This window comes from Herpetosiphon giganteus, from assembly GCF_016907925.1.
GTDB classification, from domain to species: Bacteria; Chloroflexota; Chloroflexia; order Chloroflexales; family Herpetosiphonaceae; genus Herpetosiphon; species Herpetosiphon giganteus.
Genome location: NZ_JAFBCZ010000031.1, coordinates 25,992 through 42,244, shown reverse-complemented (window position 1 = coordinate 42,244; position 16,253 = coordinate 25,992). Strand labels below are relative to the sequence as shown.

Genomic DNA, 16,253 nt, shown 5'->3' with positions numbered 1-16,253 from the left:
GGACGCGGGCGAGGGGGAGCAATACGTTTTTACCGACACATTGCGATAGAACCAAATCAAAAGCCCCTCGCCCGTTCGACGGGCGAGGGGTTGGGGTGATGAGGGGCCTAAACTTTACTTAGCAATACCAAACTCTCAACATGGCTCGTTTGGGGAAAGAAATCATAGGGCTGAGCATGTTGAATGCTATAGCCACCAGCCTGCAAAATTTTAATATCCCTCGCTAACGTGCCAGGATGACACGAAACATAGGCGATCATGGTTGGTTCGGCAGCAATTAACGCATTTAACGCCACTGGCTCAACTCCACGGCGCGGCGGATCAACAATCGCCAAATCAAATTGTTGCTTGAGCTGGGGCAAAATTGCCTCGACCTTACCAGTTTTCAGGGTCAAATTGTTAAGTTGATTGGCTTTGGCGCTGGCCTGAGCATCGCGAATTGCCGCCGGATGTTCTTCGATGCCCCAGCCATGGCCAATTTTATGCGCCAAGGGCAACAAAAACGTGCCAACTCCACAAAACCCATCAAGCAGGCGCGTCGTATTATTCAAGGGCAAAAATTGCTCGATCTGCTGCAAAACTGCGCGCGCTCGCTCAACATTGGCTTGAAAAAAGCTGGTCGGCGTAATCCGCAAGCGCACATTGCCTAGTTGTTCATACAAATATTCAGCGCCCGCCAAGGCCATCCAGCCTTCGCGCGTCTCCGCTGAAACGCCAGCAATAGTTTTGTCGGCGGCCAGCCAGCGACGTGCCCAACTGCGCCAGCCACTCTGGCCTTGGCCCAGCAAATGGCCATGAATCGTGCCATCGGTGGTGCTCAAACGCAGGCTAACTTCGCGCAAGCCGACCAAGGGCAACAGCGGTTTCAAGCGCTCAATCGCCGCATTCAAACGCGGATCGATAATCAAGCATTGATCAAATTCAACGATTTGGCGACCACCAGCAGCATAAAAGCCAACCTGGCGGCCATCGATATGCACCCGTGCCACCGAGCGATAGTGCCATGGCTCTGCGGCGGCGGTTGCAGCAACTTCAGCTTGGTCGGTTTGAGCCACAAAGCGCAATTGCTCGGCCAAAATCGTTTGTTTGGCTTGGCGCTGGCTCTCAATCGTTTGGTGCTGCCAATCGCAGCCGCCACAGCGCTGATAAACTGGACATGGCGGAGTAACCCGTTCGGCAGCCGGATTGCTTGGTGCTTCGAGCAACACGCCGCGCGCCCAACCATTGCGCCGTTCGGTCAGCCGCACCCGCACCTGTTCGCCAGGCAAGGCCGCCGCCACAAAGACTGGTCGGCCCGCGTAACGGCCAACCCCATCGCCACCTTGAGCCAAGCCATCAATTGTGGTTTGCAGCTCACGCGGCCATTCAAAATCACTCATTTGATTTCCCATCGCATTAGGTTTTAACTTTGAGCGCACTCTGCACGAAGGCCACAACATCGCGATGGCGCACAATCCCCACCACCGCGTCGCCATCGGTCACAGGCAGGCTATCGTAGCGTTGGCCAAGCATAGTGTAGTAGGCAGTTTGCATACTATCGCCCACGTTGAGCCGCGGCAAATCGGCTTTGGGAGTCATCGCATCGCCGACCGAGACGCTGCGCCACTCGCCCATGGCATAGCGATACAAATGCTGGACACTGATCATGCCAATCAGGCGTTCGGAGTGAACAACCGGAAACGCAGGCTCTGCTTGACCCAGCAAATATTGGCCAGCAAACAAATCGAGGGTCAGATGCGGCGAAACAGTGCGAAAACTACGGGTCATAACCTCGCCAACCAAGGCTCGGCTGAGCGTATAATTCAGCGTCGTTTGCACAAAGTTGCTCACCGCAGCGCGATTGGTCATCCAGCCCATCAGCAAAAGCAGGCTGCCAGTCAGGGCATTGCTCAAGAGCGTTACAACCCCAACAACCATCAAGCCATTACCGAGGTAGCGCCCAATCGTGCTCGCCAGCAGCGTCCCGCGCAGCAAATCGTCGTTCAAAAACCAAAAGATCGAACGCAAGACGCGCCCGCCATCGAGCGGGTGGCAGGGCAGCAAATTAAAGACCGCCAGCAAACCGTTAATAATCGCGATCGTTGCCCAAAAATTGGCCCAAACACCGTGCGAAAACCATGAGCCAAGAAACGTCAGCACGGCCAAGGCCACGTTGACCAACGGACCAATCAAGGCAATCTTAAATTCGCTTTGGGGCAAATCGACATCATCGGCCAGCTCGGTTAGGCCGCCAGTTAAAAACAAGGTAATTGCTGTAACTCGCAAGCCCAACCGGCGCGCCATCAGCGCATGGCCAACTTCGTGCAGCACAATCGAGCACAACAACAGTAATGTGCCAAACAAGGCCAGCGGTAAGCCCGATTGCCCATTAAGCGCAAACATTTGCTGGAAGCTATAGATGCTTAGGCCTGCTAAAACCAGCCAGCTCAGATGCAGTTTAATCGGGATACCGCTTACATTACCGATGCGCATGCTCCACACTAGGCTGCCTCCGTTTCCTCGTTGCCACGCAATTGATCAACCAATTCGTTGATTTCGGCGCTATAATCTTGTTCGCACTCTGGCCGATCACGCTTCCAAATCATGCTATTCGTTGCTTTGAAGCCATAGCGGCCATACAAACGCATTGCGCCTTTATTGGCCTGCCGCACATCAAGCTGGACGTTTTGACAGCCTTTGCCCTCGGCCCGTTGGCACGCATAATCAAGCAATTTGGTGCCAATCCCTTGGGCGCGGGCTTCTGGCACAAGGTAAAAATCTTCTAAATAGGCATACGGGGCAGCAGCCCAAGTCGAAAGCCGATAATTAATCTGAATACAACCCACAACTTCATCCTCGTTGGGGCCACGTTCAGCAATCACAAAATCGCTAAATCCCGTGGTCAGCATCGCCCGAATCACGTCTTCGATCGCTGCCAAATCGGGCGGCGTTGCGCCTTCTTCAGTAGCCAAAGCCGAAACGAGGGGAGCGAGCAAAGCAGCATCTTCAGGGTGACACAAACGCACACTAAAGATCGATTCAAAATGCGCCATAAACGCTGGTCCTTACTTTAAGAATAATTGGTATTATACCGCAGTCGCGTTGGCCGCTTCGAGCGGTTCTGCATTGGTTGCACGCCGAGCTTGCCACCAATCAAAGCTGGCTAAAGCCCAAAAGAGTAGCGATACCACTGCCGAGATAATGCACCATTGACACCATTCGTGCAGCACCCAAGCCTCAATCGCCGTAAAATAGGCCGAAAAAGCTAGCGCCACGCTGGCCAAACCGAGGTTGATCGTTGGCAGGCTAAAGCGCCCAAGTTGGTTGCGTTGCAGGCTCAGCACGCTCAGCACAACCAAAATTAAAAAACCAACCAAGCCAATATAAGCCACTGGAATGCCAGTGCTTGGCGGAAAAACGCTATATTTGCTGGCTTGCACCGCTTCACAATTGCCAACCACGCCACATACCAATGGCCCACTTTGGGTTGGGCGCAAACGGTGAATCGATAAGTAGCTCGCATTAATCAAGCCGCCAAGCGCCAAAAAAGCCATGGCCATGCGCGGCCAATATGGACGCTCGTCCATCTTAAGCCTCCAAGATTTAGGGTGTAACCCCTAATTTCGCATCAATTGCCGTTTTGATGTCGAAGTAATAATTACCGACGAAATTAATCCGATCATCATTGATAAAGACGGTGGGAGTCTGATCAAGGCCGAGGCTTTTGGCTGAATCATACGAGGCATTAATAGCGTCCTTGTGGGTTTCAGCATCCATACAATCTTCCAAGGCATCGAGGTTGGCTCCAGCCTGAACCGCAGCATCAAGAATCAGTGGATTGGGATTATCAAGGTTTGTCCATTGGATTTGGCTATCGTAAAGTGCCATATGCACTGGCCAGTAGACATTTTGGTCTCCAGCACAGCGGCTTAGTTCAGCAGTATATTGAGCCGATTTATGGATGCTGCGCAATGGCAGCTCGCGATAAATCCATTGGACTTTGCCAGTTTCGATGTATTCTGCATCAAAATTGGCAGTCGCCAAATCAAGTTCAAGCTGACGACAACCTGGGCATTCGAAATCAGCAAATTCAATAATTTTTACTGGCGCATTTGGATCGCCTTTATACCAATAGCCTTCTGAGGTTTGGCCCACCGCAGCATTAATCAAAGGCCGCACTGGAATACTGGCACTTGGCGGCGCAACTGGCGCTCTTAGTGATTGAAACAAGACAAACGTCAAGCCAACAATCCCAGCCAAGCCAAGCAGCAAGTAAAATGGCAACAACGAGCGTTTCTCTTGCACGCGCTGTCGGCCTTGGCGAGATTTGGGTGTATTGCTCATGCAATCGATCCTTTCATTACAAACAGCGAACTTCTGGCAACCAAGCTGCTGCCACTTTGCATCGTAGCGAGCTTTAAGCACGCTGGCTATCAGAAAATAGTCCCATGTTTGGGCTTCTCAGCAAGCCCTAATCTTTGCATTGCCCAACGCGCCCCAGCCTTGCCCGAAAGCAACACCAGCGGAATGCCACCGCCAGGATGGGTCGCACCACCAACCAAGGCCACGTTATCGAAGCCTGCTGGTTGGTTGGCTGGGCGCAAAAAGGCCGCTTGCAAGCCATGCGAAGCCGGCCCATACAACGAGCCACGCCGCGCATTGGTCATGCTCGCCAAATCGGCGGGCGTGAGCATGGTTTCACTGATAATTGCCTCATTCAGCCTAACCAAGCCATGCTGCTCCAAACGGCGCACCACCAAATCGCGATAGGCCGCAGCCTCGCGTTGCCAATTGACGCGTCCGGTAACTGGCGCATTAACCAAGACAAAGAGATTCATCATCCCAGCTGGCGCATGCTCAGGGTTGGCGCGACAGGTGGCGGCAATATAGATGGTGGGATCAACTGCTGGCACGCCATGCTCAAAAATTGCCCGAAATTCGGCAGCGTAATCGCCACTGAAGAAAATATTATGATGCTGCAACAGCGCATAATCGCGATTGACCCCCAACATTAACACAAAGCCCGAACAGGCTAGTTCATGGTTGGGCGCTTTGGTGGTTGGAATCAGCTGATCGAGCGCATACAAGGCATCTGCATTGACAATCACATAATCGGCGTTGATCGTACGGCCATCAGCCAAACGCACGCCAGTCGCAGTTTTGCCCGTCAGCAAGACCTCAGTCACGGTGCTATTCAACTGAATATCAACGCCGATCTCGCCAGCAATTCTGCCAAGCGTGGCCGCTAGTTGATACATGCCACCATCGATATACCAGCCGCCTTGGGCAATTTCAACATAGGGAATAATGCAAAAGGTTGCAGGCGAACGATAGGGCGACGAGCCATTGTAGGTTGCATAACGATTGAACAATTGGCGCAAATAGGGGTGTTTGAAATACTTGCGCACTGCTTGATCAACAGTTTTCAAGGGCGCAATTTTCCACACATCGCGCAGCAAACGCGGCTGCAACATCGTGCGCAAGCCCTTAAATGGCTCAAGCAAAAATGGCTCAGCCGCCGCTTGATAAATTTGGGCGCTAAATGCCATAAAGCCCAAAAATCCCGCCACATCGCTTGGCTCCAAGCGTTCAATCTCGCTCAGCAGTTTGGGCAAATCGCTCCATGCATCGAGGCGCGTGCCATCGGGCCATTGATAACGGCAGGTTGGATCAACAGGCTTGATGGTTAATTCGTTGGCAAGCTCGCGCCCAACGCTGGCGAGCAATTCTTCGACTACCCACGGCATGGTAAACAGCGACGGGCCTGTATCGAAGCGAAAGCCATTGTGTACAACTTGGGCCATTTTGCCACCAAGAGCGTTGTTTTTTTCGCAGAGCGTCACGGCAACACCCGCCGCGCGCAGGCGTAACGCTGCCGCCAAACCACCCAAACCACCGCCAACAATCACCACATGCTGCATGCAATCATCCTTGAATTAACGCCCAATACCTTGCAATCATCTGCTATTGTACCGCGGGTTGCTGCGCGTGTGCGAACAAAACACTTAACCATGGGTGAGGAATTTTCGACCCGTGGCAGCGAAACTCAAAAATCAAAAACCCCTCACCGCATCGGGCAAGGGGTTGCAATCAGGCCATGCACAAACTTATTATTGGTATTGTTGCACCATACGTTGGGCATGCTCGGCAACTTCGGCGCGCAGATCGGCGGGAGCCAGCACTTCAACATCAGCGCCCCAACCAAGCACCCACGAACGCATTTCGCGCGTGCCAGCCAGCTTCATCGAAAGCTCACAACCGCCATCGGGCAAGTCGATAACTTCTTGCGAACGATGCCAGGTGCTTTCTTTGACCCGCCGCGCAACAAGCGTACTGAAGCGTAAGCGCACCGTAACCGTATTGCCCTCGTCCATAATGCCCCAGCTATCAGCGAGCATCGAATAAGGGTCAAAATCGGTTGGAATCACATATTCAGTATCGAGAATTTCGGCGCGTTGCACCCGTTCGAGCTTGAATGTGCGTAAAGCATTACGCAACGGATCATGGCCAATCACATAGGAGGCTGGCTCAAAGCGCGATACTTCGAGCACATATGGCGCAACAGTGCGCTCCTCTGGCTCATCGCGGTTCGAGGCCCAATACGAAAATTTAACCATGCGCCGATCGGCCCAAGCTCTGGTAAAAGTCTCAAGCACCAAAATATATTCGCGCCGCGTTGGCCGCAGCTGAATTTGGGCTGCAACATTACTCAGGTGTTTGGCAATCGTTTCGTCGGGCAGCGAGGCTGCAATTTTCTCAAGCGCTGCCACCACATGCGGATTTTGCTCATCGCTATGGTGGGCCAGCAAACGCGCCGCAAAAAATAACGAAATCGTTTGATTTAAATTCAAGCGCACCGTCGAAAGATAATCTTCGCGATTAATGCCAAACTTGCCCTCAAATTGCCACATGGGCACGCCCATGTCTTCAAGCGCCCCCAAATCGCGGTAGATGGTGCGCCGATCCATGCCGGTAGCCTCGGCCAAATCCATCACCCGCAAGCCTTGGGGATTATTATAGAGTTTGCGTTCGATCCAGCGTAAACGTGCTGCTTTACTGGCTAAACGTTCATCGCTCATAGCACCCTCAAGCATAAGCGCTGCTCAAAAAAGAAGCACGGCAAAGGCCGTGCCAGCAGCAAGCTCCGAATGTGTTGGCTAGAACACATTTAATACAGCTAGCACGACCATAATTGCCAACAACCCACCGCCCATCAAAATGATCCGTACCAGATCATGGCGAATGAAGATGTATTCCAAATCAGGGTTGATGCCAGTTGAGGTTGATTGTTTGATGTTGCGAATTGGTGCTCGGCGGCGCGCCCGCGTCGAACGACGTTGGATTGTCATGACCGTGTATCCTCCTTGTTTGTCCAACTATTATAGCAGATAAGCCGCTACGTTCAGCTGCCCGCAATGCGCTTGCATTGACCAAAATGTATAGGATGCTGTGCACAATCAAGCATCAATAATCCGCATTCACTTAACTCTTGCAAGCGAAAACTCAGCAGAGCAAGCGCTATGGTAGGATACAGCAAGTATCATTGTTAACTCAAGGAGGAGTTATGCCCCACGCTGATCAATTAATTATCAATATAGGTCGCTTGGCGACAGGCCAACAAGCGCCGTTGCGCGGCCCCAACTTAGCCCAATTAACCTGCATCGATCAGGCAGCGATTGCCGTCCAAGCAGGCACAATCGTCGCGCTTGGCAGCCAAACCGAACTCAGCAATTGGACTGCCGATCAGGTGATCGATGCTCAGGGCTATTTGGCAATTCCTGGCTTTGTCGATCCGCACACCCATGCCTGCTATGCTGGCGACCGCGCGCACGAGTTCGAGTTGCGGATCAAAGGTGCAAGCTATAGCGAACTAATGGCAGCTGGCGGCGGCATTATGTCAACGGTTCGCGCAACACGAGCTGCCAGCAAAGCCGAATTAGTTGCCCAAACGCGGCCACGGCTCGATCAATTATTGGCGCATGGCACAACCACAGTCGAAATCAAAACTGGCTATGGGCTGGATACTGCTACTGAATTAACCATGCTCGAAGCCATCGCTGAGCTGGCCCAAACCCATCCAATTGGCATCGTGCCAACCTTTTTGGGTGCACACGCGATTCCCGCCGAGTATCGCGATGATCCTGAAGGCTTTGTCGATTTGGTCGTTGAGGAAATGTTGCCTGCGGTAGCGGCGTGGTGGCAGCAGCAAACGATCTGGCAAGAAGCATTGGCCTGCGATATTTTCTGCGAAAACGGCGCGTTTTCAGTGGCCCAAAGCCAACGAATTTTGCTCAAGGCCAAAGCGCTAGGCTTGCGCTTGAAACTGCACGTCGATGAGTTTGAGCCATTGGGTGGTACGCCGCTAGCCGTCGAACTTGGCGCACTCTCGGTTGATCACTTGGTCGCCACGCCGCCAGAGCATATCGCAATTTTGGCCCAATCGGAGACCGTTGGCGTTTCGTTGCCTGGCACGCCGTTTGGCTTGGGCAAAAGCCAATTCAGCCCAGCCCGCAGCCTCATCGAAGCCAACGGCATTTTGGCCTTGGCCACCGATTGCAATCCAGGCACCAGCCCCTGCGAATCGATGCCGATGGCAATTGCAATTGGCTGCCGCTACTTGCGGCTCACGCCAGCAGAAGCCTTGAACGCGGCAACCGTCAATTCAGCCTTTGCAATTCGCCAACACGAGCGGGTCGGCAGCTTAGCAGTGGGCATGCAGGCCGATATTGCCTTACTCAATTTGCCCGACGAACGCCATATTGGCTATAAATTCGGCACGAATCCAGTTGCGCTGGTGATTAAAGCAGGTACGGTGGTGCATCAAAACCAACTTCGCGCTGATCGCTAAGCGGTTGCTCAATCCAAGGCAGCTTGACGGTAAAGGTCGAGCCATGGCCTAGCTCGCTGCTCACCTCAATATCGCCGCCCATTAATTTGCATAGATTACGACTAATCGCCAAGCCAAGCCCAGTGCCGCCATATTTGCGCGTCGTTGAGGCATCGGCTTGGCTAAAGTTTTGAAAAAGATTGGCCACTTGATCAGCGGTCATTCCAATGCCTGTGTCACAAACCCGAATTTGCAAACAGGCTGGATCATCGGTTTCATCCAAAAAGAGTGAGAGCGAAATTGTGCCATGCTCGGTGAACTTCGCTGCATTGCCCAGCAAATTAATCAATACCCGCCGCAGCTTCGAAAGATCAGTCCAAAACATCAAATTATGGTAGGTTTGGTCGATCAACAGGCTATTTTTATTGCGATCAATCAAGGGGCGGATGGTCGTTACCACATCATTCAACAAAATGCTGACCCGCGTTTGCTCCCAATAAACTGGCATTTTGCCAGCCTCAATTTTCGAGAGATCAAGCACATCGTTGATCAAACCCAACAAATGCGATCCCGCCGAGCGAATCCGATCCAAATCTTCGAGATACACCTGATGGTTGGAATCGATCAAATCTTCGCGCATCACATCGGCATAGCCAATAATCGCGGTCAGCGGCGTGCGCAACTCGTGGCTCATATTGGCCAAAAACTGGCTCTTAGTTTGGCTGGCGGCTTCAGCTGCATCTTTGGCGCGGCTCAATTCGTGGTTCAGCTGTTGTTGGGTTTGGTAGACATGGGCATTGCCAATCGCATACGAAATTTGGGCCGTCGCAGCTTCCATCAATTCGGCGTGCTCTTGGCCAAAATGATCAACCTGCGAGTGTAAGAGCATCAAGATGCCCAAAATTCCGCTGGTGCCAAAAATGGGCAAGGCTAAGACCGAACGGGCATCGTAGGGCGCGTTTGGCAAATGCAGCCAGCGCTCATCAGTGTGGGTATCTTTGATGAGCGCCAGTTGATTGTGGGCCACAATCCAGCCCGCCAACCCTTGGCGCATCACGCGGCCAACCAAATTTTGCTGCTCAATTAAGGTGGCTTTTTCGCGGGCCAAAATGCTATGCGTCACCATTTGATATTGGTCGAGCAAAAAGATGCTGCCTTGCTCCGCCGTGGTTAGGTGCAAGGCCACGTCCAAGGTGCTTTGCAAGGTTTGATCAAGGTCAATTTGGGCGCTGGTGGCCCGTGCAACCTCGACCAAGCCAGCAAACAGATTGCGCTGTGAGCGCAGCAAATCTTCATATTGGTGGCGCTCGGTTATATCGCGCAGCAACAATAAATGACCAAGATAGCGATTACGATCACTCAACGGCGACAGTTGTACATCGAGAATCAGCTTTTTGTCGGCGTGGGTTAACGACTGTTCCCAGCGCAAATGCTGATCAGGATCGGCAGCAGGTGGCGCAGCAAGCAAGCCTAAAATAGCAATTTCCGCCGATTGACCAATCTGATCCTGAGGGCGCAGCTGCAATAAATGACCAGCAGTGGCGTTCATATCCATCACGCGGCGCTTGGCATCAAGAAAAATCACGCCTTCGCTGAGATTTTCCATCAAAATATGGCGTGCAATCGGAATCGTATCGAACAAACGATATCGCAACGCGCCCCATGCCAGAGCAACAGTGCTAATCACAAAGCCAAACGGCGTTAAATCAAGATACGGAAAAGGCCGATAGCCCAAAATATGAAACGCATTAGTAACCCATGGAGCGATTGCACTTAAAATCAAGGCAATAATTTGATTTTGATATAACGATGAAGAAAGCACGAGTGCTTGCAGCAAAATTAATGTTCCTGCTGCCATCAAGACATACGAATAAGCAGTATGCACCCAAAACCATGGCCCATAATAGGTTTGGAGCATCGTATAATTGTGATACATCACAATTTCAGTCTTCGTCCAAATCAAATGATGCCATTCATTCGTCCAAACCAAAATAATCGTAATAAATGGAATAATCAGCGCATATAAAAAACTACGCTTAGTAACAAACCGTTCTTGGCCAGTATAATACAAGGCATACGCAACCCAAGCCACTGGTGGCGTAGCAATACCTAAATATTGAGTTTTCGCAAAAATAACTTTGGTAGCTAAATCAACACTGACTAATTCCCATCCATAACCCAATGTCCAGAAGGCAACAGTAAAAGCTAAAAGAGCAAACGGCCACATTTGGGCAACAAAGCGGCGGCGCGAGACAATAATAGCAATTGCAAACGAAATGCTGCTTGCAATTAATGTGGGAAATGTATACGATGGAATTTGCCAGTGCATAACAATACCTAGCCTAGTGATGACGGTGGCGGTTCAGAATGTAGGTAGTGCGCGTGCCAAGATGCTTCATTTCAACCCCATGGCGCGGCTGCAAGCTGAAGTATTCATGGTCGTGCAACAGCGCATAGGTTTCGGCGCTTACTTGAATGGTATTGGGCTGAGCACTACTTTCCATGCGGCTAGCAATATTAACTGTATCGCCCCACAAATCGTAGCTAAATTTGATTGTACCAATGACCCCAGCGACCACCGGCCCGCTATGAATGCCGATCCGCATTTGCAATGGCTCGCCGTTGGGCATGCGAATTTGCTCAATCGCCGCCAGCATCGCGGTAGCAAACAAGGCCAAGCGTTCGGCATGGTCGGGCTGGGCAATTGGCAAGCCAGCCGCAACCATATAGGCATCGCCAATGGTTTTGATTTTCTCCAAGCCGGCATCAAGCGTCATCTGATCGAACAGTGAGAACAAATGATTGAGCCAAGCAACCAATTCTTTGGCATTAACATGGCCCGATAGCTCGGTAAAGCCTACAATATCAGCAAAAAGTACGCTGACACTGCTAAAATATTCGGCAATATTCGCTTGTTGATCTTTGAGTTGGTCGGCGATGGTTTGCGGCAGAATGTTGCGCAACAAGCGCGTCGATTGGGCTTGTTCTAAAGCAATTGCTTGGAGATACGCTTGCTCTTGGTCGTGGAGACGCTTTTTTTCCAACGAGGCTTCAATACGGGCGCGCAGCAAGGTTGTATTAAATGGCTTGGCCAAATAATCTTCGGCTCCCAGCTGAATGCCTTTGACGACATTTTCCATATCATCGGCGGCGGAAACAATAATGACGGGAATGTGGCGCAGCTGATCATTCTGTTTTAAGGTTTGCAAAACCTCAAAACCATTCATTACCGGCATCATAATATCAAGCAACATCAGATCGATCACATGGCTTTGAACATAATCAAGTGCTTGCTGACCATTCTCAGCAAGCACTACTCCATAATTGCGACGCACTAATTGGCGTTGTAAAAGAAAGCGGTTATCTTCGCTATCATCAACAACCAGAATACGGGGTTGGGTTGCGGTCATAGTGGCGTATCCTTGACTAAGGCTTGAATTTTACTAACAAGGCTAGTAAAGTCAACTGGCTTAATCTCATATTCGTTGCAACCTGCTTCCAAACAACGCTCGCGATCGCCGGCCATGGCATGAGCCGTCAAGCCAATAATTGGAATCTGGCTGACCGCAGAATTGGCCTTAATCGTGCGGGTTGCTGTCCAACCATCAACATTCGGCAAGCTCATGTCCATCAGAATAATATCGGGCATTAAGCTTTCAACCATATCGATCGCCTCTTGACCATCGACGGCGATTGAAACCGTAAAATCGCGGCGTTCAAGCCGGCGCTTCAGCATATCGCGATTCATTTCATGGTCTTCGACAAGTAGAATATGCATACAAACACTCCAAATGCTCGTTGCTCCATGCCGAATCGCGAGGCTTCTCTGCTGTTGCTAGTGTCGCGATTGGGCATTACGAGTCAGTTTACGATCGGCTAATCGGGCTGGGCTAGGCCATAGACTTCGCGGGCTTCGGCAGCCACAAAGAGCGATCCGGTTACACAAATGAGGCCATCGACAGTGGTAAGTTGTTGAGCCAGCGTTAAGGCCTCGGCAACGCTGGTGGTCTGATGGACAGGGCGAGCATCCGTTGACTGAATCATTTCAGCCAAGCGTTCGGGCGCTAAAGCCCGCGGATGGCGTGAACAGGTGGTGATGATCTGGGTTGCGGCGGTGCTGAGTTGCTGAATAATTGCCTGAATATCTTTGTCGCTTGATGTTCCTAAGACTAAGGTGAGTGGGCGTTTTGGGTAATATTGCTTGAGCGCTTGCAACAAGACGCGGGCCGAATCGCCGTTATGTGCGCCATCGACAATCGTCAGCGGATTGTTGGCAATTTGCTCAAAGCGGGCAGGCCATTGGGTTGTAGCCAAGCCCTGGCGAATCGCATCGTCGCTGATGGGGAAACCAAGCTCACGCAAGAGCATTGCGGCGCTAGCAGCAAGTTGGGCATTTTGCATCTGAAAATCACCCTTCAAGCCAAGTTGATCGGGCACGATAACCAAGGGATATTCGGCAATCACGCCTGATGCTTGCTCCTGCAAGCCCGCCATACCAGCGATAAACAAGGGAGCCGCTTGCTCAGTGGCAATTCGGCCAATCACCTCAGCCGCTTCGGCCTGCTGCACGCTGCTAATCACTGGCACATGCTGCTTAATAATACCAGCCTTTTCGTAGGCAATTTTAGCCAGCGTATCGCCGAGAATCGCCGTGTGATCATAACTAATCGAGGCAATCACACTCAACACCGGATCAACGCTATTGATCGCATCATAGCGTCCACCCAAACCAATTTCAAGTACCGCTAATTCAATCGCCTGCGCAGCAAAGTAGTACAAGCCAAGCACCACGCCAATTTCATAGGTGGTAGCTGAGCCAAGCTCAGGGTCAAGCTGCTCCAATAGCGGTTGCACGTGGTTAATCAGCTCGACCAGCTCAGTTTGGCTAATTGGCTCACGATTGATTTGGATGCGTTCGCGATACGAGTGTAAATGCGGCGAGCTAAAAAAGCCAACCTTGAGGCCACTATGGCGCGCAATCGACTCCAAGAACGCGCAGGTCGAGCCTTTGCCCTTGGTGCCAGCCACAATCACAGCGGGATAGCGCAACTGTGGATTATCTAAAAGTGCCAGCATCGCCTTGACTCGCGGCAAATTAAACTCGGTTGGGTTTTTGGGTAATTTCTTCTCGCTATCGAGGAAACTATAAATCCAATCCAAAGCATCTTGATAGGTTTGCAACATTGAGGTGCGCTCCGTCTAAACCAAATGATGCTTAGTGTACAACCAATAGCATAGAACAAGGATGAAAGATGAATAGCGAAAGTCAAAAATCAGAAGGCAACAATCAGAATAAGGATGAAGGATGAATTATGAGGGATGAATAGCGAAAGTCAAAAATCAGAAGTCAAGAGCCAAACGCCAATAGCTGTATTGGTTCATTGGGTTGGAAACCATGGTTCATTCCCTCACCCCCAGCCCCTCTCCCACTGAACGCGGGCGAGGGGAGCACCAGTTTTTACCAACGCATTGCGCAAGAACCACGGCATTAAAGCCCCTCGCCCGCCACGTGGGTGAGGGGCAAACCGTCGTTAATGAAATGAACTAAGAGCCAAACGCCTATAGCCTATAGCCCTTCGTGCTCTTCGTGCTCTTCGCGGTTCCAATCCCCACACTTATTAAAATACAAAACCCCTCGATCATTGATGATCGAGAGGCTAGGATTACAACAATTTAGATACTGCTGGCATCGAGCGGCACGATGACACGGACGGTTGTGCCCGCGCCAACGGCAGAGGTCATTTCGGCGCTGCCGCCAACCATGCGCGCTCGTTCATCGATGTTGAGCAAGCCAAACGAGCCACGTTTGCTATAGTTAGCGCGCACTGCTTGCAAATCGAAGCCTTTGCCATCATCCTGAACCGTCGCCATCAACTCATCGCCTTGGCGAGTCAGGCGAATCCAAATATGCTTGGCTTCGGCATGCTTCATGGCGTTGTTGCTGGCCTCTTGAATGATATTAAACAACGTACCTTCGCGCTTGGCATCAAGCCGCAAATCACCAACAGTTTCTTCGAGCAAAACTTGAGTTGGGCCATCTTTGAAGCGGGTAACATACTCGCGCAAGGTTGCGACAAGCCCTTGGCTATCGAGGGTCAATGGGCGCAACTCAAACAAGAGCGTGCGAATATCGTAGGTGGTACGTCGCGCCAATTCGCCCATTTTGGTCAATTCTTGCATCACGCGGCTTGGTTCGCGCTCCAACAAACGCTTTACAAACTCGATGTTCATGGTGATGGCAGCGACCGATTGGGCGGGGCCGTCGTGCAAATCGCGGGCCAATTGTTGGCGTACTTCTTCTTCTTTGCTAATCAATTTAGTGCGTTCATCGCGCAACTCACCAACCAACTGGGCGTTGAGCATCGCAATAATTGCATAATTAGCCAAGGCCGAAACCATGCCAAGTTCATCTTCGTTGATTTCGGTGCGATCAACCCCAACCACGACAATGCCATAATTGCGGCGGCCAGCGCTCAGCGGTACACAGCACACACAAGCACAATTTTGCATCGAAGGCACGCTGCTAAGTGCATGCGATTGACTCAGATCGGTCAAAATGCGCGGCGTGCCAGAGGCCAAAATCGAAGCCATAATGCCAGTTGGCTCAATCCCAATTCGCAAATTGAGATCGCCAGAACCAACGCCGACCCCAGCCGCTACATACAACTCATCAGGCTCGCCAGTTGGCAAGAGCACGACGCTGCTGCGGCCATTGATCAAGCGAATCGATTCGGTGACAGTTGCATCGAGCACGGTTTGAAAATTCATGGTCGTGCTGAGTTTATAGGCCACTTCGTACAACGAACGCATGCGGTCGCGATACGATTCTGCATCACGTTGGGCAGTATCAACATCGCGGCGAGCAGCAATCACATGTTCGCGATTGATTTCGCTGGATTGGCCCGAAAGCGTGCTGACCAACCACGATACCAAAATCAAGGCTGTGCAATTGACCGCAATGCTCACAAACATCTCTTCGCTGCCAACATTGCTGGTATCGCCAAAGCGCCGCCGCAAGGTGATTGCTGCAAACACAACCGCGGCAATCACGCCTGTGCCAACCGCTTGGGCTGGCGAGCGATTGGTCGAAGCCCAAACCGTGGGCAACATAATTAGTGCCACCATCAAGGTTAATGGCAAGCCACTAAATAAGGCAAAAAGCCCAATAAAGCCAAAATCGATAATGAAAATCCACGAGGGAAGGTTGCGAAAACGTGGCACAAAGGCCAAGCCAGCCATCGCCAAGCCGTAGAGCGCATAGACCCACCAGGTGAGGGCAAAAGTCGTGGTTGGTGGAACCACGGTATGTTGGTCGATGCGAGCGCCAACGACCAAAATCAAGCCAAGGCTAATCAACCGCACCAAGCTAAAAAGTGGATCACCGGACATTAATAGTCGTGGTGTAATGCGTGGGACGGAGATAGACATCGTTGAATCTTCCTCGGCA

Annotated in this window: 14 protein-coding genes; 1 reads left to right on the top strand and 13 read right to left on the bottom strand. The window is 51.5% G+C overall.

Annotation, left to right across the window (positions count from 1 at the left end; translation table 11 throughout):
• Positions 1–107: 107 nt before the first annotated feature.
• The 8 genes from rlmD to JOD20_RS21710 form a co-directional block, all read right to left on the bottom strand.
• Positions 108–1,379, bottom strand: a complete 1,272-nt coding sequence (gene rlmD, locus JOD20_RS21745) for a 23S rRNA (uracil(1939)-C(5))-methyltransferase RlmD (protein ID WP_204757293.1) — start codon at positions 1,377–1,379, stop codon at positions 108–110.
• A gap of 16 nt (positions 1,380–1,395) precedes the next feature.
• A complete protein-coding gene (locus tag JOD20_RS21740) occupies positions 1,396–2,472 on the bottom strand; it encodes a site-2 protease family protein (RefSeq protein ID WP_204757292.1) in 1,077 nt (358 codons plus the stop codon).
• An 8-nt stretch (positions 2,473–2,480) separates the two neighbouring features.
• Positions 2,481–3,032 (bottom strand): GNAT family N-acetyltransferase, encoded by a 552-nt coding sequence (locus JOD20_RS21735; protein WP_204757291.1) that lies wholly within the window; start codon positions 3,030–3,032, stop codon positions 2,481–2,483.
• Between the two features lie 33 nt (positions 3,033–3,065).
• Positions 3,066–3,566, bottom strand: coding sequence for a vitamin K epoxide reductase family protein (locus JOD20_RS21730; RefSeq protein WP_204757290.1), 501 nt, complete (start codon positions 3,564–3,566; stop codon positions 3,066–3,068).
• A 16-nt stretch (positions 3,567–3,582) separates the two neighbouring features.
• Positions 3,583–4,323: a DsbA family protein gene (locus tag JOD20_RS21725; protein ID WP_204757289.1), complete on the bottom strand. Its 741-nt coding sequence runs from the start codon at positions 4,321–4,323 to the stop codon at positions 3,583–3,585.
• An 89-nt stretch (positions 4,324–4,412) separates the two neighbouring features.
• Positions 4,413–5,900: a phytoene desaturase family protein gene (locus JOD20_RS21720; protein ID WP_204757288.1), complete on the bottom strand. Its 1,488-nt coding sequence runs from the start codon at positions 5,898–5,900 to the stop codon at positions 4,413–4,415.
• A 189-nt stretch (positions 5,901–6,089) separates the two neighbouring features.
• Positions 6,090–7,058: a helix-turn-helix transcriptional regulator gene (locus JOD20_RS21715; RefSeq protein ID WP_204757287.1), complete on the bottom strand. Its 969-nt coding sequence runs from the start codon at positions 7,056–7,058 to the stop codon at positions 6,090–6,092.
• 78 nt (positions 7,059–7,136) lie between these two features.
• Positions 7,137–7,328 (bottom strand): hypothetical protein, encoded by a 192-nt coding sequence (locus JOD20_RS21710; protein WP_204757286.1) that lies wholly within the window; start codon positions 7,326–7,328, stop codon positions 7,137–7,139.
• 215 nt (positions 7,329–7,543) lie between these two features.
• Here JOD20_RS21710 and hutI point away from each other — a divergent pair, with 215 nt between their 5' ends.
• Positions 7,544–8,827 (top strand): imidazolonepropionase, encoded by a 1,284-nt coding sequence (gene hutI / locus JOD20_RS21705; RefSeq protein WP_204757285.1) that lies wholly within the window; start codon positions 7,544–7,546, stop codon positions 8,825–8,827.
• Here hutI and JOD20_RS21700 read toward each other — a convergent pair.
• From JOD20_RS21700 to JOD20_RS21680, 5 genes are all read right to left on the bottom strand, one after another.
• The gene (locus tag JOD20_RS21700) at positions 8,778–11,135 is read right to left on the bottom strand and encodes a histidine kinase N-terminal 7TM domain-containing protein (protein WP_204757284.1); all 2,358 of its coding nucleotides are present in this window, start codon (positions 11,133–11,135) and stop codon (positions 8,778–8,780) included. The genes hutI and JOD20_RS21700 overlap by 50 nt on opposite strands.
• A 13-nt stretch (positions 11,136–11,148) precedes the next feature.
• On the bottom strand, positions 11,149–12,216 hold the full coding sequence (locus JOD20_RS21695; RefSeq protein WP_204757283.1) for an adenylate/guanylate cyclase domain-containing protein: 1,068 nt from the start codon (positions 12,214–12,216) through the stop codon (positions 11,149–11,151).
• Positions 12,213–12,584, bottom strand: a complete 372-nt coding sequence (locus JOD20_RS21690; protein ID WP_204757282.1) for a response regulator — start codon at positions 12,582–12,584, stop codon at positions 12,213–12,215. Before JOD20_RS21690 ends, JOD20_RS21695 begins: the two co-directional genes overlap by 4 nt.
• A 98-nt stretch (positions 12,585–12,682) precedes the next feature.
• Positions 12,683–13,990, bottom strand: coding sequence for a bifunctional folylpolyglutamate synthase/dihydrofolate synthase (locus JOD20_RS21685; protein ID WP_204757281.1), 1,308 nt, complete (start codon positions 13,988–13,990; stop codon positions 12,683–12,685).
• A 489-nt stretch (positions 13,991–14,479) separates the two neighbouring features.
• A complete protein-coding gene (locus JOD20_RS21680) occupies positions 14,480–16,234 on the bottom strand; it encodes a GAF domain-containing sensor histidine kinase (protein WP_204757280.1) in 1,755 nt (584 codons plus the stop codon).
• Positions 16,235–16,253 lie beyond the last annotated feature (19 nt).